General features: G+C 37.8%; 17 protein-coding genes. 13 read left to right on the top strand and 4 right to left on the bottom strand.

Annotated elements, in window-relative coordinates; translation table 11 throughout:
* Window positions 1-10: 10 nt before the first annotated feature.
* The 7 genes from IGK27_RS12015 to IGK27_RS11985 all read left to right on the top strand — a co-directional run bounded on the left by IGK27_RS12015 (window position 11) and on the right by IGK27_RS11985 (window position 5,897).
* Entirely contained in the window at window positions 11-826 is an 816-nt protein-coding gene (locus IGK27_RS12015) for a carbohydrate deacetylase (protein ID WP_002401436.1), read from the top strand.
* A gap of 86 nt (window positions 827-912) precedes the next feature.
* On the top strand, window positions 913-2,007 hold the full coding sequence (locus IGK27_RS12010; protein ID WP_002378795.1) for an acyltransferase family protein: 1,095 nt from the start codon (window positions 913-915) through the stop codon (window positions 2,005-2,007).
* 146 nt (window positions 2,008-2,153) lie between these two features.
* The gene (locus IGK27_RS12005) at window positions 2,154-2,591 is read left to right on the top strand and encodes a PTS sugar transporter subunit IIA (protein ID WP_002365328.1); all 438 of its coding nucleotides are present in this window, start codon (window positions 2,154-2,156) and stop codon (window positions 2,589-2,591) included.
* 26 nt (window positions 2,592-2,617) lie between these two features.
* Complete coding sequence (agaV, locus tag IGK27_RS12000; RefSeq protein WP_002355007.1) at window positions 2,618-3,094, top strand: PTS N-acetylgalactosamine transporter subunit IIB; 477 nt, start codon at window positions 2,618-2,620, stop codon at window positions 3,092-3,094.
* Window positions 3,095-3,139: 45 nt separating this feature from the next.
* Window positions 3,140-4,291, top strand: a complete 1,152-nt coding sequence (nagA, locus tag IGK27_RS11995) for an N-acetylglucosamine-6-phosphate deacetylase (protein ID WP_002401435.1) — start codon at window positions 3,140-3,142, stop codon at window positions 4,289-4,291.
* A 24-nt stretch (window positions 4,292-4,315) separates the two neighbouring features.
* Window positions 4,316-5,089, top strand: a complete 774-nt coding sequence (gene agaW, locus IGK27_RS11990) for a PTS N-acetylgalactosamine transporter subunit IIC (protein WP_002378793.1) — start codon at window positions 4,316-4,318, stop codon at window positions 5,087-5,089.
* Window positions 5,061-5,897: a PTS system mannose/fructose/sorbose family transporter subunit IID gene (locus tag IGK27_RS11985; protein ID WP_002396861.1), complete on the top strand. Its 837-nt coding sequence runs from the start codon at window positions 5,061-5,063 to the stop codon at window positions 5,895-5,897. The genes agaW and IGK27_RS11985 overlap by 29 nt, the downstream gene beginning before the upstream one ends.
* A 66-nt stretch (window positions 5,898-5,963) precedes the next feature.
* Here the strand turns inward: IGK27_RS11985 and IGK27_RS11980 are convergent, their stop codons facing one another.
* Window positions 5,964-7,619 (bottom strand): peptide ABC transporter substrate-binding protein, encoded by a 1,656-nt coding sequence (locus IGK27_RS11980; protein ID WP_002355011.1) that lies wholly within the window; start codon window positions 7,617-7,619, stop codon window positions 5,964-5,966.
* Between the two features lie 318 nt (window positions 7,620-7,937).
* Entirely contained in the window at window positions 7,938-8,279 is a 342-nt protein-coding gene (locus tag IGK27_RS11975) for a PepSY domain-containing protein (protein ID WP_002355012.1), read from the bottom strand.
* Between the two features lie 306 nt (window positions 8,280-8,585).
* Between IGK27_RS11975 and pepA the strand changes: the two genes are divergently transcribed.
* The 4 genes from pepA (at window position 8,586) to ytpR (ending at window position 11,422) form a co-directional block, all read left to right on the top strand.
* Window positions 8,586-9,662: a glutamyl aminopeptidase gene (pepA, locus tag IGK27_RS11970; protein WP_002355013.1), complete on the top strand. Its 1,077-nt coding sequence runs from the start codon at window positions 8,586-8,588 to the stop codon at window positions 9,660-9,662.
* An 11-nt stretch (window positions 9,663-9,673) separates the two neighbouring features.
* Entirely contained in the window at window positions 9,674-9,988 is a 315-nt protein-coding gene (locus tag IGK27_RS11965; RefSeq protein WP_002355015.1) for a thioredoxin family protein, read from the top strand.
* A gap of 147 nt (window positions 9,989-10,135) precedes the next feature.
* On the top strand, window positions 10,136-10,591 hold the full coding sequence (locus tag IGK27_RS11960; RefSeq protein WP_002385249.1) for a universal stress protein: 456 nt from the start codon (window positions 10,136-10,138) through the stop codon (window positions 10,589-10,591).
* 210 nt (window positions 10,592-10,801) lie between these two features.
* Entirely contained in the window at window positions 10,802-11,422 is a 621-nt protein-coding gene (ytpR, locus tag IGK27_RS11955) for a YtpR family tRNA-binding protein (protein WP_002361057.1), read from the top strand.
* A gap of 46 nt (window positions 11,423-11,468) precedes the next feature.
* Here ytpR and IGK27_RS11950 read toward each other — a convergent pair whose 3' ends face one another.
* Window positions 11,469-12,767: a S1C family serine protease gene (locus IGK27_RS11950; RefSeq protein ID WP_002368406.1), complete on the bottom strand. Its 1,299-nt coding sequence runs from the start codon at window positions 12,765-12,767 to the stop codon at window positions 11,469-11,471.
* Window positions 12,768-13,167: 400 nt separating this feature from the next.
* Here IGK27_RS11950 and rlmH point away from each other — a divergent pair, with 400 nt between their 5' ends.
* A complete protein-coding gene (rlmH, locus tag IGK27_RS11945; RefSeq protein ID WP_002355021.1) occupies window positions 13,168-13,647 on the top strand; it encodes a 23S rRNA (pseudouridine(1915)-N(3))-methyltransferase RlmH in 480 nt (159 codons plus the stop codon).
* A gap of 582 nt (window positions 13,648-14,229) precedes the next feature.
* Complete coding sequence (locus IGK27_RS11940) at window positions 14,230-18,561, top strand: polysaccharide lyase family 8 super-sandwich domain-containing protein (protein ID WP_430596420.1); 4,332 nt, start codon at window positions 14,230-14,232, stop codon at window positions 18,559-18,561.
* A gap of 70 nt (window positions 18,562-18,631) precedes the next feature.
* On the opposite strand, the gene IGK27_RS11935 is transcribed toward IGK27_RS11940, so the two are convergent.
* The gene (locus IGK27_RS11935) at window positions 18,632-20,035 is read right to left on the bottom strand and encodes a dicarboxylate/amino acid:cation symporter (RefSeq protein ID WP_002401615.1); all 1,404 of its coding nucleotides are present in this window, start codon (window positions 20,033-20,035) and stop codon (window positions 18,632-18,634) included.
* Window positions 20,036-20,103 lie beyond the last annotated feature (68 nt).

The raw sequence follows: 20,103 nt of genomic DNA, 5'->3' as shown, positions 1-20,103 counted from the left end.
CTAAAAATTCATGAAACAGAAGAGAGAGTGGGGAAAAATGAGCAATAAAAAATTAATTATCAACGCTGATGATTTTGGTTACACGCCAGCGGTAACGCAAGGAATCATTGAAGCACACAAACGTGGCGTGGTTACTTCAACAACCGCATTACCAACTTCTCCTTATTTTTTAGAGGCCATGGAGAGTGCTCGAATCAGTGCACCGACTTTAGCTATCGGTGTCCATTTAACATTGACATTGAACCAAGCAAAACCTATTTTACCTCGAGAAATGGTTCCTTCCTTAGTAGATGAAGCTGGTTATTTTTGGCATCAATCGATTTTTGAAGAAAAAGTCAATTTAGAAGAGGTTTATAACGAATGGGATGCTCAAATTATTTCATTTATGAAAAGTGGTAGATGCCCTGATCATATTGATTCTCATCATAACGTTCATGGAAAAAATGAAAAGTTATTAGGTGTGGCTTTGGCACTTGCTCGCAAATATCAATTACCTTTACGTAACGCTTCAAGAAGTATTGAAACAAAAGACTATTTAGAGTTATATCAGGATGTTCGCACGCCAGATGAAATGTTGTACCAATTTTATGACAAGGCGATTTCAACTGAAACCATCTTGCAATTGCTTGATATGGTTGTTTGTAGTGAAGGAGAGGTCTTTGAAATCAATTGTCATCCTGCGTTTATCGATACTATTTTACAAAAGCAATCAGGGTATTGTATGCCTCGAATTCGTGAAGTGGAAATATTAACGTCCCAAGAAGTCAAAGAAGCGATTGAAGAACGCGGCATCTTGTTAGCCAATTATGAATCGCTAGCAATGTAAATCAAAGAAGCGTGAATAGCGTGTGAGTAAGTTCTTAATCCGAGCGCTTACTTACACGCTAAATTATTGAAAGAAAGAGGACGTACATGAGTAAAGAACAACCAATAAATCTGAATATCAGCGATTTTTTAAAAGTTTTCGCTGTAGCATCAGTTATTTTACAAACGGTTTTATCATATGTGTTGACACATTCTCCGCAAACGGAAGCAATGAATTCAATCGGTAGTTTTTACCGAATGTCTAAATATTCGGCACCCATGTTTATTTTTGCAATTATTTACAACATGGTGTTAAAGAGTCAAGCTGAATCGTATCTTGAATTTTTAAAGGAAAAATTTTATGAATTGGTGCTTCCTTACGTGGTCTGGTCCAGTCTCTATCTATACGCTTTTCCTAGTTTACAACAACGAATGCCCTATGAAACGCCCCTAGGATTTCTAGGAAAAGTTCTCAGTGGTGATGGCGCGGCACATCTATGGTATGCCGTAATGATGTTGCAATTCCAATTATTTATGCCGTATTTTATTTGGTTGGCAACCAGAATTACAAAAAACAAAAAAGTGATTTTACCAATTGTCTTTTTTACAATCGGTGCGCATATCCTTTGGTGCTTCTGGTACCAGAAAATGATTTTTCCATATGCAGAAACTTCTCTTTGGTACTTAATAGATCGTTCAGGGCTTAGTTATCTCATTTATGGTATTTTCGGGGTCATCGCAGCGAAGTATCAGGGGGGAATTTTTACTTTCTTGAAAAAGACGAGAGCGGCGCTATTTTTGTTATTTCTTTTTATTTTTTTTCAGGCAGTCCAAGGGAATTTATTTGATGGAACACAGATGACACCGAACGATCTACCTTATTTGGATCTTCTTCAAAGTGCCTATAGTTTACTGATTATCGGGTTGGTTTTTTATTTGGGAACGCAAGGAATAGCCAAAAAGATTCGTCTTTTACCAATGGTTAAATGGATAGCCACTTATGCGTATCGCAGTTATTTAGCGAATGTTTTTATTTTTCAAGTGGTCTTGAAACTGGTCCACCCGTTTTTAACCAATCAACCAGTCAGCTTGGTTATTCTTGTGTTGTATATGGGTACATTTGTTGGCTCATTTGGGTTAACGGTTGTAATCGAGCATTTTTTCAAAAGCATCTTTAAGTTGGGACGCCTTGTATCTGTATAGGGACATGTTCTTAAATAGAAATCATCGTCCAAAATCATGGGAAAGCATACTCAATTGTTACAAGAATTGTTACACTCTTTGAGGAATAAGTTCTGCTTATCCAATTAAATAGTAAGCTCAGTAAATAGTTAGGGGAGAAAGAATAAATGATAGGTCTTATTTTAACGGGACATGGGGTATTTTCAACTGGAATGCATCAATCAGTTAGTATGATTGCAGGAGAGCAAGCAAATGTTCAGGCGGTCCCTTTTTTCAATGATACAGGGCTTGATGTATTAGAGTCAAACATTCGTAAAGCCGTTGACTCTATGCTGGAGACGTGTCCAGCAGTGGTCATTTTAACTGATCTTTTAGGGGGTACACCGTTTAGAATTTCAATGACTGTCGCAAGTAATTATCAAAATGTTGAAGTGTTAGCAGGAACAAATTTACCGATGGTTCTTGAAGGGCTTGCATTACGCACAATCAGCACGAACGTAGAAGATTTTGTTTCAATGGTCACAGATTCAGCCAGAGATGGGATTGTTCATAAAAAACTAGAACAACCACAAGCAAATACTCAAGAAGAAGCAGACGGAATCTAACCAATTAGAAAAGAGGAGGAAGCACTATGCCGAATATTTTATTAACAAGAATTGATAATCGCTTGATTCATGGTCAAGTCGCAACACAATGGAACGGTTCTTTAGGCGCCAACTTAATTTTAGTCGCAAATGATGCAATTTCTGAGGATACAATGCGCCAACAATTGTTAAACATGGCGGCTCCTGCAGAAGTACAGACCCGTTTTTTCTCCATTAAGAAAACGATTGAGGTCATTCATAAAGCCTCAGAAAGACAAAAGATTTTTCTGTTAGTTGATAATCCTGTTGATGCATTGCGCTTGGTAGAGGGTGGTGTGCCAATTGAAAAATTAAACATTGGTAATATGCATATGGAAGAAGGCAAAAAACAAGTAGCTACCGCTGTTGCCGTTAATAAAACAGATGTAGACGCCTTTAAAAAGCTACAAGAATTAGGTGTTAAACTTTCGATTCAACGTGTACCGTCAACGCCAGAAGAAAGTTTAGATGCATTATTTTCATAAAAAAGTAATGTTGGACAATAATTTTGAAGAGAAGAAGTGGGAAGAATGATTATTCAAAGTAAAAACGTATGGATTAACGAACAATTTCAACCAGCTCAAGTTGAAGTATCAGAACAACGAATTGTTGCAATTCTACCGTACAATGAAAAAGCTGTCGACAAAGAATACGGAGAAAAGCGCATTCTTCCAGGATTTATTGATATTCATGATCATGGTTGGCATGGTGGGGATGCCAATCATGCCAATCATGAATTTATCAAAGAGTGGCAAGCTTACCTTCCAGAAGAAGGGATTACAGCTTTTTTACCAACAACGTCAACAACATTTCCAAAAGACTTGGAACATTCATTTGAAGTGATTGGTTCATTTATTGAGGAAGACCAAGGAACCAACGGAGCACAAATCTTAGGGATTCATGCGGAAGGACCAATGATTTCTGAAGAATTTCGTGGCTCTCATAATCCAGAGTTATTAGTAAAACCATCCGTTGAGACATTTAAAAAATGGCAAGAGTTGGCAAAAGGGCACATAAAATTAATGACGTTGGCACCAGAAAATGATGTAGAGAATGCCTTGACTACATATTGTCATGAACATGATGTAGTCATTTCAATTGGCCATACGGCTGCAACCTATGAACAAGCAATGGCAGCTGTCGAAGCAGGTGCAAAAAGTTTTACCCATACGTTTAATGGAATGGAAGATATCAGTCACCGGAAACCAACCGCAGTAGTTGCTGCTTTGGATAGTGAGGAAACGTTTGCTGAAATTATTGCTGATGGGGTACATGTTGATTATTCATTAGTACGTGTGTTATCCAAACTAAAAGGCAAGGACTATTTAATTGCTGTGACAGATTCTATCTGGGCCAAAGGGTGTCAACCAGGCGTTTATCCAAAACCAGAAAAAGGGATCGAAATGGTTATTGATGAACAAAATGTGGTCCGTTTAGCCAATGGCAAGTTAGCTGGAAGTACGAACCATTTAAATAATATGGTTCGCAACCTTGTTGAAAAAGCATTACTTCCAGAAGTGATTGCTATTAATTCAGTCACGAAAAATCCAGCTCGTTTGTTGAATGTGAACGAATCTATGGGAGAAATCAAACTAGGGCTTTTAGGTAATTTTACAATTATTGATGAGAAATACGAAGTGCTAGAAACCTTAGTAAATGGTGAAACAGTTTATAAAAAGTAGACGAAGTCTAATAGGAGGAAAAAAATGTTAGTACAGGCAATTTTGGTAGGAATTTGGGCTGGGATAGCAGGGGTTGATAAGCTTGTCTTACAGACACATATTCATCGTCCGATTGTTACAGGGCTGATTGTTGGTTTAATATTGGGAGATGTTAACACAGGGTTAATCACTGGAGCAACGCTAGAGTTAGTTTGGATTGGTGCAGTAGCAATCGGCGGTGCGCAACCACCCAACGTAGTAATTGGGGGAGTTATTGGAACAGCGTTAGCAATTATCACAAAATCTGACCCACAAGTGACCGTAGGTTTGGCTGTTCCTTTCGCAGTTGCAGCGCAAGCGTTAATTACCTTGTTATATACAGCGATGTCACCAATTATGCATAAATTTGATGCTTATGCAAAAAAAGCAGATACAAGAGGCATCGAAAGAATGTCTAGTTTTTTACCAATCGTTTTATTCATTTGTTATTTTTTTGTAGTATTTTTATGTATTTTCTTTGGTGCTGATAAAGCATCTAGTTTCATTTCTATTCTACCCGAATGGAGTATTCATGGCTTGAGCGTTGCAGGTGGTATGATGCCAGCAGTAGGTTTCGCCATGTTATTAAAAACGATGTGGGAAACATCCTACGCGCCGTTCTTTATTTTTGGGTTTGTTATGGCTGCCTATTTAGGATTAGATACATTAGCGGTTGCAGGTTTAGCTGTCGCAATTGCTTTATATGAATTTTACGCACAAAGAAATAATACAGTCACTGCATCAAATAATAATGGAGGGTTTGAAGAAGATGGCATCTGAAGAAACATATAATGATACGATATCCGAAAAAGTAATAACAAAAAAAGAGTTAAAAAAAATAATGTTCCGTTCGTATCTGCTACAATCTTCATTTAATTATGAAAGAATGCAAGCAGGCGGCTGGACCTACTCATTAATTCCAGGATTGAAAAAGATTCATCGTGATAAAGAAGACTTAGCTCTTTCTTTGGAAAATCATTTACAATTTATGAACACGAATCCACAATTAGTGACGTTCATGCATGGTGTGATTATTGCAATGGAAGAGTCAAAAGAATCACCAAAATCCATTCAAGCGATTAAAACAGCGTTGATGGGCCCGTTAGGCGGAATTGGGGATGCGCTATTTTATTTAACCGTTTTGCCGATTGCAGCAGCGATTGGTTCACAACTATCATTAGAAGGCAATATCTTAGGACCAATTGTTTTCTTGTTGTTATTTAATATTCCGTATATGGCTGCCAAAATTGGGTTAATTAATCTAGGTTATAAAATGGGTGTCAAAGCAATTTCAGTTTTAAGCGAAAGTACTAAAAAATTATCTCGTTCAGCAACAATTGTAGGAATTTCCGTGGTGGGCGCGTTGATTCCGAAGAGTGTACAATTAACGACAACTTTTGTTTTTCGCTTGAAAGACACTAAGTTAGACCTTCAAACACAATTGTTTGATACAATCATGCCCAATTTATTACCTTTAGTGTTTACGCTGTTTTGTTTTATTATGTTGAAAAAAGGACGCACGCCGATTGCTTTAATTATTTTTACTGTGATTTTTGGGTTGTTAGGTTCTTTAATCGGGATTATATAAAAAAGATTTGGAACAATAGCCAAAATCGCTATTGTTCCAAATCTTTTTCTAAATTTAATCGAGTGATTATTCTTTATACGCCCACTTGAAGTCGTATTTAGCACCTGTTGGATGATAAATAATTTCTTTCACGTTTGGTGCACGTAAGTGTGATTCTGCTTTTTGGTAAATTGGCACAACACCCATATCAGCAATTACTGTTTTTTCAGCGTTGATTAGATCTTCCCAGCGTTTTTCAGGATCGTTAACATCTGTGGTTTTGGACGCAGCAATGAATTTATCGTATTCAGGATTGCTGTAACGTCCACGGTTATTAGAAGTTGAGCTTTCTAATAAATCTAAGAAGTTAATTGGGTCTGAATAGTCGGCACTCCAACCACGAACAGCGATTTGGAAATCCCCTTTTAAGGTACGATCTAAGCGAACAGCCATAGGGACAGGCGTCACAGTTACTTTTAAGCCTTCCAAAGTATCAGATAGTGATCCTTGAAGATATTCGCCCATTTTTTTAGCGCCTTCAGAGTCGTCTACCATTAAATCAACCGTTAAGTTGGAAACACCAAGTTCTTGTTTCGCTTTGTTCCAGTATTCCACAGCTTTTTTCTTGTCGTATTTGACTAATTTGTCGCTGCCGGCTTCTTTAACAAAGTCTTCACCCGTTTTTGGTGATTTCGCGACATCCACAGGAACGAAGCCTTGTGAAGGAAGAGAGCCATTAGCTAAAATATTTTTAGCTAATGAATCGCGATCGATGGCATAAGACATAGCACGACGTAAGTTTGCATTAGTCAATGGTGATTTTTCATCTGCTTGATTCATTTCTAAATAGAAAGAAGAAGCGGCTTTTAATTGGACCAAGTCAGGCGAGTTTTGCATTTGTTGGGCCAGTTCGCCAGATAAATACGTATCATCCACTTCACCAGTTTCATAAAGATTTAAGGCAGTTGGGGCTTCTTTCACCACGTTGATAGCGACTTTATCTAACTTGACAGTCTCTTTGTCCCAATATTCTTCATTTTTAGTTAGAGACCATTTAGTATCTGTTCCGGGACCATCAAACTCAGTTAGCGTAAACGGACCATTGTAGACTGCTTTATCGCTACTCTTTGTATAATCTTTACCAAAACGTTCAACGATATCTTGACGTTGCGGCAAGAAAGAAGGGAAAGCCAATAAATCGTCAAAATATGGTGTTGCTGTTTCTAGAGTGATTTCTAATTCATGATCATTGATTGCTTTAATGCCCAATTCTTCTTTAGGTAGTTCCCCTTTAGAAATTTTTTCAGCATTTTTTACTGGTTCAAACATGTAGGCATATTCTGAAGCAGTGGCAGGGTCCACTGTTCGTTGCCAACCGTAAACGTAATCTGCAGCAGTAACTGGTTTGCCATCAGACCATTTTGATTCTTCACGTAATTTAACTTTGTAAACTAAACCGTCTTCTGAAACAGTCGCTTTTTCGGCTGCACCAGCAGGCGCGGGTTTGTTGTCTTTATCTAAACGATAGATTCCTTCGTAGACATTATTTAAAGTGGTAAAACTCACTTCATCTGTCGCAAGGGACGGATCGGCACTAGGCATTTCTTGGGATTCAACCATTGTGTATACTTGGTTGTCGCTGCCGCCGTTGCTTGCTCCTTTATCGTCACTGCCACCGCCGCAGGCCGCTAAAGCTAAGCTTGATAATACAAGTAATGAAGTAAATAAAACAGATTTCTTCATTTGACACGCTCCTTTTCATTTTTAGCAATACTCTCAGTATAATGTAAAAATGAAAAGGAGAAATTAAAAAATCGTTAGAAATGATTATTCTTTTATCAATTTTTAAAAAATGTCTAATCTTTTTTATGAAAAAAGTGGACAAACGTTGATAAGTAAAGATTTAAGCTGATTTCCATGCAGAAAACATTCAATTTTTGAGTATTTATTCATCATTGATTTGATTTTTTTGACATAAAATAAACATCCCTTTTACAAAAAACAAATGAGAAGAAAAAAAGATTGTTACAAAAGCAAATAAGTGCTTTTGTAACAATCTTTTTAATCTTTTAATCGTTGGATGTCAATGACAGTTCCTGTGTAGGCATCTGCAGTGAATTCGTATTGAACAATGCCGTCGTCTTCAATGCGGCAAATTCCTCCAGTATACGTTTTGGAGTGGATGGCGAATTTCCGCAAGGGCTTTTTCTCAAACTCAATCCACGAACCTTCAATCGGTCCTTCTTTTAAAAAAGCAGCTTTTACATTTTCTAAGACGAGATCAGCGGAGATTGTTTTTTTCTTATGGTAGAACAAGGTTGAGGCAATGCCGCCTACTAAACCAAGACCAACACCTAGCGCTAAGCCGCCTTTAAAGTATGTCAACTCATTTTCTTCGTTCATTTGTATGACCTCCCTTGGTCGGTTTCTGCTTACTATTACTTTTGTCAGTATCACTCTTATTTTACCATAGAGAAGGGGCCGCTGAGAAATAAAAAAAGTTTTTCAATCATTCTTTTAGGGCATTCTCATTGTCACGTTTAAAAAGAGAAAGCGATGTGCATTTTCTAGTATTTGCGTTATAATAAGAGTGAAATCATATGAAAGGAGTACCTATTTTTATCGACAGGATAAAGTGACTTTTTAGAGAAAAAGTGACGCTTGGTTGGCGTAATTTCCAACAAATCAAAAGCAATAGGACATACATCTATGGAAGAAAAAACATTTCAACGAATCAAGGAATTAACTGAATTACAAGGAACCAGCGGATTTGAAGACGACATTCGCGCGTACATGAAAGAACATATCACCCCATTAGTGGACGATGTCCAATATGATGGTTTAGGTGGTATTTTTGGGATTAAACGTTCAAAAGTGGAAGCAGCGCCACGCGTAATGGTAGCAGCTCACATGGACGAAGTTGGCTTCATGTTAACTCAAATTAACGATAATGGTTTATTCCAAGTGGTTCCTTTAGGTGGCTGGAATCCCTATGTTGTTTCAGCACAACGTTTTACGTTAAAAACAAGTAAAGGGAACTATCCATGTATTTCTTCATCTATTCCGCCACACTTGTTGCGTGGTACGAGTGGTCAAAAACAATTGGAAGTCTCTGATGTGTTATTTGATGCAGGATTCTCTTCAAAAGAAGAAGCTGAAAGCTTTGGTGTTCGTCCAGGGGATTCCATTGTTCCACAAACAGAAACGATTAAAACAGCCAATGGCAAAAATATTATCAGTAAATCATGGGATAACCGCTATGGTTGTACGTTGGTATTAGATGCATTGGAAACGTTACAAAATGAAGAATTAGGCCACACATTAATTGCTGGAGCAAACGTACAAGAAGAAGTCGGTTTACGTGGTTCTAAACCATCTGTTCATAAATTTAATCCAGATATCTTCTTTGCGGTGGATTGTTCAGCGGCAGATGATATTCACACGAAAAAAGGGACGTATGGTCATTTAGGTGAAGGAACGTTATTACGGATTTTCGATCCAGGTTTGATCACATTGCCTCGCTTACGTGAATATTTATTAGATACAGCTGCGACACACAATATTCCGTATCAATATTTTGTTTCTAAAGGCGGAACGGATGCTGGGGCAGCGCACACAACTAATAACGGTGTACCAAGTACAGTCATCGGCGTTTGTGGTCGTTACATCCATACGCATCAAACAATGTTTAGTATTGCGGATTATGAAGCAGCGCGGGAAATGTTGTTACAAGCATTACGTGGCTTGGATAAATCAACAGTTAATACAATTGTTTACGGAAAGTAGAGGATGTTTAAATGATTTATCCCAATTCATTAGAAGAACTAGCAACTTATGTTGAAAAAGGTAAAAATGTTTTCTTCTTTACGGCTGATTGGTGCGGAGACTGTCGTTTCATTAAACCAGTCATGCCTGAAATTGAAGAAGCATTTCCAGCGTTTCAATTTATCGAAGTCGACCGTGATCAGTTTATTGACGTGGCTGCCGAGTGGAATATTTTTGGTATTCCGAGTTTTGTCGTAATTGAAAACGGTCAAGAGTTAGGACGCTTAGTAAACAAAGACCGAAAAACAAAAGAAGAAATCAGTGCATTTTTAACTAGCTTAGGCTAATTTTCATGAACCAGAGGAACCATTAAATTAAGAGAGAATCAGCTGGACAAAAGGGCGTTCTGCGCAAGGGTCCTAAATTCATTTTTGACTCTAGATTCTTAGTCAAAGAAGCCTTTTAGATCAGCCTCCATCGGGAAGGTGACGAAAATGGAAGAACAAATGTATAAAAATATTCTTGTCGGCGTAGACGGTAGTGATCAAGCCAATTTAGCTTATGAACGTGCAATTGAGGTTGCTCGTCGAAACGGAAGCCGAGTCATTGTTGCAAATATTTTAGAAAATCAAGTGTATACAATGATGGGGTATTCGACGTTAAATGATCAATTAATTGATCAAGAAACAGCCGCTGCGGAAGAATTAATGGCCGATTGTAAAAAGTATGCTGAAAGCGTTGATTTTCATAATGTTGAAACAGTTACCATGTTTGGTTCACCCAAAGAAGTCATGAGTCATGAATTACCTGAAAAATACAATGTTGATTTAATTATGGTGGGACAATCAGGATTAAACGCAGTCGAACGTGTGGTCATGGGAAGCGTCAGTAGCTACATTATTCGTCAAGCCCCTTGCGATGTCTTAATTGTTCACTCTGAAGAAAAATAAGCAAAAAAAGTTATTGATTGAATAGAGAGTTGACCCTACGTTTCTTTTGTTTTTTCAAAGGATCAGCGGCTTGTCACTCAAAATTGAGGACTTGGAGAATAAGTCGTAGCGACATATTTTCCAAGTCTTTTAGTTTTTCGACAAAAAAGTATGCACAAGGGGTCAATTTTTGATAAGATAAGACAGGAAAACGACAGAGGAGGAACAGAAATGATTTTTGCATATAACAAAGAACACGTTGGCGATGTCTTACTTGTCATCGTTGCGGACGATCAAGGTGCGGAAAACCAAGTAAAACGTGTCGGCGATGTGGCACGTGTAAGTTTAGTTGAGGCGCCAGAAACAGTGGTAGCTTGGAATATTTTCAATGCTTCAGCGCTTCTAGGTGACATTAATGGCACCGGCCAAGTGACTTTAACAGACGAACAAATCGAAAAAGTCAATACAGCGATTAAAGATGCGGGATTTTCAGAAACCCTTGAAAAAGACGACACCCCTAAAATTGTGGTTGGCTTTGTCAAATCATGTAAAAAACACCCAGATTCAGATCATTTATCTATCACACAAACAGAAGTAGACAACGGCGAAATCTTACAAATTGTTTGTGGCGCACCGAACATCAAAGCAGGACAAAAAGTAGTTGTGGCCAAACCAGGCGCAATGATGCCTGATGGTTTAATGATTTGGCCAGGGGTTTTACGTGGTGAAGAAAGTTTTGGAATGATTTGTTCAGCAAAAGAATTACGTTTACCAAATGCACCAGCTAAAAAAGGAATCTTAGAATTGCCTTTTGATGCAGAAGTTGGTTCTGCATTTGCGGTAGGAGAATAAAAGAAAGAAACGACCTGTTGTTTGAACAACAGGTCGTTTCTTTCTTTTATTGATTGCTGCGATTATTTTGTTGTGTTAAAGCTGATTTATCAATGGTTAAATCGATAGTTGCTTTCATTTCTTTAGAACCACGATAATAAGTCACTTCCATTTTGTCGCCAACTTTTTTCTTGTAAAGCGCGCTTTGTAAATCTGTAGTAGAGCTTACGTCTTGGCCGTCAACTTTCGTGATAACATCGTATTTTTCCAATCCAGCCTTTTCAGCAGGGGTCGCTGCTTCAACACCACGAACCACTACGCCAGTTTTTACAGAAGCTGGAATTTTTAAAATTTGTTCTTGTTGTTGTGAAGAGATACCTGTTAAATCAGACATCGTAATCCCGAGAGCTGGCCGCGTCACTTTACCATCTTTTTCTAATTGGTTGATAATGTTGACTACGTCATTACTTGGAATGGCAAAGCCCATCCCTTCAACGCTCACTTGACTAGTTGATTGCACAATTTTTACTGAGTTAATTCCAATGACTTGTCCTTCAATATTGATTAGTGGACCACCAGAGTTTCCTGGATTGATGGCAGCATCGGTTTGAATGGCATTAATATTGATGGTTTCACCAGACTCGTTTTTATTGGTAATATTTCTATTCACAGAAGAGATGATTCCTTGTGTGACAGAGTTAGCATAATCAGAGCCTAGAGGGGAACCAATCGCAATAGCAGGCTCACCGACTGTGATTTTACTAGAATTCCCAAACTCAGCGACTTGATCAACTTTGTCGGAAGAAATTTTAATCACGGCTAAATCCGTGTAAGCATCGGTTCCGACTAATTCGCCTTTCACTTTGGTACCATCAGATAAAACAACTTCCAATCCTTGCGCTTTATCTACGACGTGGTTATTTGTCACGACATAAGCCGTTTTACCATCTTTCTTATAAATAACCCCACTACCTTCACTGGCTGCTTCTAAATCGTTACCATTGTTGCCGGAAGAGTCTTGAGTACCTTCATTCCCACCGAACAATCCCCCAAAAGGATCATCTGCCGAAGAATTGTTGCTAGCACTTTGCATATTAATGACAGAAACCACAGAATTTTGAACTTTTTTCACGGCTTTTGTGACATCGCTAGACACATTGTAACTCACATTGCTGACTTTTGTGTCGCCGTGATTAGTGGACGTCGTCGTCGCCGCATTATTTCCGCCGTTGGGTGTGGGAATAATCCCAGAATAAGCGCCTCCTAGAATAAGGGCGCCACCAAGTAAGCCGCCAGCTAAACCAATCCCAAATTTTTGCAATAAACTTTTTTTATCTGAATTAGGTGTAACATCTTTTCGTTGCATAAAATAACCTCCCAATAAGTGCATCTGAATTTTCTATATTAAGTATATCTGTTTCCTACTCCTTTAGTCTATCGAATAGCTTTGAATTTTTTATGAACAACTTAGGGAAAAATTACAGAAAAAATACGAATGAAAAAGTTATACACAGAAAAATGTGAACAAATCGGGAATAACTCTGTGTACAGTTTTTAAGAAAGTTATCCACAGAATGTGGATAATGTGGACAAATCAGTGGCGAATATGTGTTTGTATTGAAAAAGCTGTTAAATAAAGTAATTTTTTAGTTTGTTCTGTGGATAACTCTGTGTATATGTGTATAAGTATGTGGAAACGTTGTGGAAAGTAGCCAAACTTCGTGCTAAAATAAGAAAGAAGAGAAAACGAGAAAGTAGTGGAATAGGTGAAAATTAAACTAGTAACAGTCGGAAAACTGAAAGAAAAATACTTGATTCAAGGCATTAATGAATATCTGAAACGTTTAAATAGCTATGCCAAGATGGAAATCATTGAAGTACCAGATGAAAAAGCCCCGGAAAAACTCAGTGACGCTGAAATGCTTCAAGTCAAAGAAAAAGAAGGCCAACGTATTTTGGGGAAAATTAATGACAACGAATACGTCTTTGTTTTAGCCATTAATGGCAAACAATTATCTAGTGAAGAATTTTCAAAAGAAATTGAACAATTAGGGATTAGTGGCAAAAGTAACCTAACGTTTGTCATTGGTGGTTCTTTAGGTCTCAGTGATTCAGTCCTTCAGCGAAGTAACCAACAAATTTCTTTTGGCCGCTTGACTTATCCACATCAGTTAATGCGTTTGGTATTAGTGGAACAAATTTATCGCGGTTTTCGGATTATGAAAGGGGAACCGTATCATAAATAGGAAGTAGGCTGGTTGCTCAGTAATTTCTATGAATCAAGTCATTGCTTGAAAAATATATGAAGTAAAATATCTTTAGTCTGTTTGTCTGATAGAAAATAAAAAAATTCAATCAAACTGGTTTGAGAGCAACGTTACCGTTCAAACAATAAATAAAAATGAGAGGAATGGCAAAAAACAATGCTCATTCCTCTCGTTTTTTCAAAAAAATTGTCCAATTGTTGTGCCTCAGAAACAGGTTCAGCACCCATAATTATTATTTTAAAATGAGAAAAAATTAAGGGATTATCATAAAAATCAATATTTTTAACGTGAAAAGTTGAATAAGCTCTTTAATGAAGAAAACGCTATTGACAGTAACCAAAAATTACCTTAAAGTGAAAGCGTAAACATGTATAATATTTCATGTGACTAGGGAAAACTAGGCATGAAAAGTCTGTCTGAAGTAATTACTTTAGGTTGTCTTTTCATGCCTAATTTTTATATAGAATACTTAGTAGAGGAGGAAGTTGATTAAATTATCAGAAAAAAGTGTTTGGAAAAGTCGGATTGGTTGCTTAAAAATAGAAAGATATGGGGAAAAATATGATAAAAAAAATAATAGTCGTTGTTGCTTTCATGCTTACAGGCTTCTCGCTAACTGCGATGAGTGCATCTGCAGAAGAAATAACTGATTTATTTTTACAAAAAGAAGTGACATATTCTGGTGTGGAAGGAGGAAAAATTGGAGAGAATTGGAAATACCCTCAATTTGTTGGCGAAAAAGCTGTCGATGGCGATGAAACAACACGCTGGTCCGCTGATAAGCAAGATGAACAATGGTTAATTGTTGATTTGGGTGAAGTAAAAAACATTGGCGAACTCGTTTTACAGTTGCATGCAGAAAGTCCTGTGTATGAAATCTTAGTTTCAACAGATGGTGAAAGCTATCAATCTATCTTTAAAGAAGAGAATGGGAAAGGTGGCCAACCTACTAAAAAATATATTGATGGCAATAATGTACAAGCACGTTTTGTAAAATATCAGCAGATGAAAATGTGGCAACACACAAATAAGCAATTTTACAGTTCAAGTATTATTTCGTTTGAAGCATATGAAAAAAAACGACTGCCAGAAGCGATTAAACTTTTAACAGAGAAACTGACTATTAGTGAAAAAAGAAAGCAACAGCTAGCCTTTGAAGTGTCACCAGCTGGAGTAGATATCACAGAGGATCAGATTGAGTGGTCAAGTAGTGATCCTACTATTGTGACGGTTGACCAAACGGGTAATTTAACAGCAGTTAAGAGTGGTGAAGCGAAAGTAACAGTCAAAATTAAAGGAACAGAAATTAGTGATACAATTCCTGTGACTGTTGTAGCAGAAAATAAACAATATGCGGAAATGCGAGCAAAATGGAAAATGCGATTGTTAGGTACAACGCAGTATGATAACGATGCAGATGTGCAACAGTATCGTGCCCAGATTGCTACGGAGAGTTTAGCATTGTGGCAAACGCTTAATCAAGCAGCAGATCGTGGGTATCTGTGGGAACGAAAACCATCGGATACAGTGTCTGCTGATTACACGACTCAATTTACCAATATTAAAAAATTAGCGTTAGGCTACTATGAACCATCAAGTGAGCTTTTTGAAAAACCGGAAGTTTATGATGCGATTGTTAAAGGCATTGAATTTATGATTGATACAAAAAAATACAATGGAACGTATTACACAGGTAACTGGTGGGATTGGCAAATTGGTTCCGCGCAGCCGCTAACAGATACATTGATTTTATTACATGATGACCTATTGAATACAGATTCAGAAAAATTAAATAAATTTACTGCTCCGCTGATGCTGTATGCAAAAGATCCCAACATACAATGGCCAATTTATCGTGCAACAGGGGCTAACTTAACAGATATTTCAATCACCGTTTTAGGTACTGGACTTTTGTTAGAAGATAATCAACGCCTAGTACAAGTACAAGAAGCTGTTCCGTCCGTTTTAAAAAGTGTTTCCTCTGGTGATGGCTTATATCCTGATGGTTCCTTGATTCAACATGGTTATTTTCCGTACAACGGCAGTTACGGGAATGAGTTGCTAAAAGGGTTTGGACGAATTCAGACTATTTTACAAGGTTCCGACTGGGAGATGAATGACCCTAACATTAGTAATTTATTTAATGTTGTTGATAAAGGTTACTTACAATTGATGGTAAATGGAAAAATGCCATCGATGGTTTCTGGTAGAAGTATTTCCAGAGCGCCAGAAACGAATCCTTTTACTACAGAGTTTGAATCGGGTAAAGAAACAATAGCTAATTTAACCTTAATTGCAAAATTTGCACCAGAAAATTTAAGAAATGACATTTATACATCTATCCAAACGTGGCTTCAACAAAGTGGGTCATACTATCATTTCTTTAAAAAACCAAGAGATTTTGAAGCGTTAATTGACTTGAAAAATGTGGTGAATAGTGCGTCACCTGCCCAAGCGACACCAATGCAATCTTTAAATGTATATGGTTCGATGGATCGAGTCCTACAGAAAAATAACGAATATGCGGTGGGTATCAGTATGTATTCACAACGTGTCGGAAACTATGAATTTGGGAATACGGAAAATAAAAAAGGCTGGCATACAGCAGACGGCATGCTTTATTTATACAATCAAGACTTTGCTCAGTTTGATGAAGGATACTGGGCAACGATCGATCCATATCGATTACCAGGAACGACAGTTGACACAAGAGAATTGGTAAATGGTGCTTATACAGGGAAACGCAGTCCCCAGTCATGGGTAGGTGGCTCAAATAATGGACAGGTTGCCTCTATAGGAATGTTTTTAGATAAAAGTAATGAAGGAATGAACTTAGTTGCTAAAAAATCTTGGTTCTTATTAAATGGTCAAATCATTAATTTGGGAAGTGGCATTACTGGTACGACAGATGCTTCGATTGAAACAATCCTCGATAATCGGATGATTCATCCACAGGAAGTGAAGCTTAACCAAGGTTCAGACAAAGATAATTCTTGGATTAGTTTAAGCGCAGCGAATCCATTGAATAACATTGGCTATGTTTTTCCTAATTCAATGAATACGCTTGATGTTCAAATAGAAGAACGCTCTGGTCGCTACGGAGATATTAACGAATACTTTGTTAATGATAAAACCTATACAAATACATTTGCTAAAATTAGTAAAAATTATGGTAAGACTGTTGAAAATGGTACTTACGAATATTTAACAGTGGTTGGGAAAACGAATGAAGAAATCGCAGCTCTTTCTAAAAACAAAGGCTATACTGTTCTAGAAAATACAGCAAACTTACAAGCCATTGAAGCAGGTAATTATGTCATGATGAATACATGGAATAATGACCAAGAAATTGCAGGACTGTATGCGTATGATTCAATGTCGGTTATTTCAGAAAAAATTGATAACGGTGTTTATCGCTTAACTCTTGCGAATCCTTTACAAAATAATGCATCCGTTTCTATTGAATTTGATAAGGGCATTCTTGAAGTAGTCGCAGCGGACCCAGAAATTTCTGTTGACCAAAATATTATCACTTTAAATAGTGCGGGGTTAAATGGCAGCTCGCGTTCAATCACAGTTAAAACAACTCCTGAAGTAACGAAAGAAGCGTTAGAAAAATTAATTCAGGAACAAAAAGAACACCAAGAAAAAGATTACACCGCAAGCAGCTGGAAAGTCTACAGCGAAGCATTGAAACAAGCACAAACTGTGGTAGATCAAGCAACAGCAACGCAAGCAGAAGTAGACCAAGCAGAAGCAAAACTACGCTCGGCAGTGAAGCAATTGGTAAAAGTACCAACCAAAGAAGTAGATAAAACCAACTTGTTGAAAATCATCAAAGAAAACGAGAAACACCAAGAAAAAGACTACACCGCAAGTAGCTGGAAAGCCTACAGCGAAGCACTGAAACAAGCGCAAACTGTGGCAGATCAAACAACAGCGACACAAGCAGAAGTAGACCAAGCAGAAACAGAGTTACGTTCGGCAGTGAAGCAATTGGTAAAAGTGCCAACTAAAGAAGTAGATAAAACCAACTTGTTGAAAATCATCAAAGAAAACGAGAAACACCAAGAAAAAGACTACACCGCAAGCAGCTGGAAAGTCTACAGCGAAGCATTGAAACAAGCACAAACTGTGGCAGATCAAACAACAGCGACACAAGCAGAAGTAGACCAAGCAGAAGCAAAACTACGTTCGGCGGTGAAGCAATTGGTAAAAGTGCCAACTAAAGAAGTAGATAAAACCAACTTGTTGAAAATCATCAAAGAAAACGAGAAACACCAAGAAAAAGACTACACCGCAAGTAGCTGGAAAGCCTACAGCGAAGCATTGAAGCAAGCACAAACTGTGGCAGATCAAACAACAGCAACGCAAGCAGAAGTAGACCAAGCAGAAGCAGAACTACGTTCGGCAGTGAAGCAATTGGCAAAAGTGCCAACTAAAGAAGTAGATAAAACCAACTTGTTGAAAATCATCAAAGAAAACGAGAAAAACCAAGAAAAAGACTACACCGCAAGTAGCTGGAAAGCCTACAGCGAAGCACTGAAACAAGCGCAAACTGTGGCAGATCAAACAACAGCGACACAAGCAGAAGTAGACCAAGCAGAAGCAGAGCTACGCTTGGCAGTGAAGCAATTAACATTGAAAAATAGTGGGGAAAATAAAAAGGAGCAAAAAAATGGGGGGAATAATGGACACTTAAATACTAGTACAGGAGTTGATCAAACTGGTACGAAACAAGTTAAGCCATCAAGCCAAGGTGGTTTCAGAAAAGCTAGCCAATTTTTACCGAGCACAGGAGAAAAGAAATCGATCGCGCTTGTGATTATTGGTCTTCTAGTTATCGCCAGTGGGTGTCTTTTAGTTTTTCGTAAAAGTAAATCGAAGAAGTAAAAAATTACGGATTCACTAAAAACATAATAAAAAAGCAGACTTCCATACAAGAAGTCTGCTTTTTCATTAATCACTCCGCTTCCGCATTTTGCAAGTCAGCGACATCAGTCAGATAAGTGACTTCATCCAACAAATCTTCCGAATGTGCGACATAAATCGCAGTGGCGCTATCACCAACCACGTTTAGGCTAGTAACGAGCATTTCGATTGGACGATTAATGGCTAAAATCAATGAATACGTCGCAATCGCAATCTCATTGTTATAGTTTAAACCAGTTAAAATAGTGAAAAGGATAATTCCGCCAGCGCCAGGTGCCGCCGGTGTACCAATAGATGACATTAAAGCTAAAATGGCAATCAAGGCAATATTAGCTGGTGTCACTTCATAACCAGCTACGCCCGCCACAAAAATAGCCGCAATTACTTGCATAATCGCTGTGCCGTTCATATTAATAGTCATTCCTAACGGCAAGACAAAGGCGGCAACATCGCTGTCGACACCTAACTCTTCAACCGTTGTTTTTGTATTTAACGGTAAAGTGGCTGCCGAAGAAGAAGTAGAAAATCCAAAGACCACAACTTTCATAATCTTTTTAATAAAAGGAATAGGATTTAATTTTGTCGCAAATAAGATAAATAATGGGTAACCGATCATCAAAAAGGCTAAGAGCGTCGCTGTCGTTGTTACGACGTAGACTAACGCTGGTTTTAAATAATCAATCCCGTAAGAAGCAAACGTCCGAACTAACAACATAAAGACGGCGATAGGAGCAAATTTAGTAATTACAAAGGTTAAAAATAACGTGACCATCGCATTGACTTCTTCAATTAATTTTTTGAAAACACGAATTTTATCCCCTAATGCATTAATACATAAACCAGTAATCACTGCCAACACAACAACAGCTAAAATCGCACCATTGTCGCTAAACGCAGAACCGATATTTTTCGTGACAGCATTGACTATCACCATTAATGGGTTGCCGCTTGTACTTACTTCGACAGGAGCTAGCGTTTCAGATAACGACACATTAAAAGCGCCAGTTAAATATACGCTATAGCCCACAATTCCTGCCGTTAATAGAGCAATCAGTGACATCGATAAAAAGCCAAAAATTGTTTTATAAGAAATTCGTCCTAATTTTTGCGTATCGGTAATATGACAAATGGCTAAAGTAATTGAAGTAAAGACCATCGGCACAATCACTAATTGTAGGCCGTTGATAAATAGTTGACCAATAATATAGAAAAGCCCAATCGCAGATTGTCCTTTTTCAGGATCTGAAATATCTTGGAAAAGAATCTGATTGATTGTCTGCCACACAGCGCCTTGATTGCTGCGAATAAGGTGCTCTCTTAAAAATAAAAAGCCGAGCCCAACGATTAAACCTCCCACCAATGAAATCACCATTTTTTTGGTAAATGAGATACCTTTCACTTCACGTTTTTTCTTTTCCACTTTGTTGCCTCCCAAATAAATTGATTAAGCACCGCGCAAAAAAAGCCTTGCACACAAAAAAAGGGCAAGACATCTCGTATCAT

This window comes from Enterococcus sp. DIV0236 (assembly GCF_050558525.1).
Lineage (GTDB): Bacteria > Bacillota > Bacilli > Lactobacillales > Enterococcaceae > Enterococcus > Enterococcus faecalis.
The sequence above is the reverse complement of the archived record's forward strand: the minus strand, read 5'-3'. Positions and strand labels throughout refer to the sequence as shown.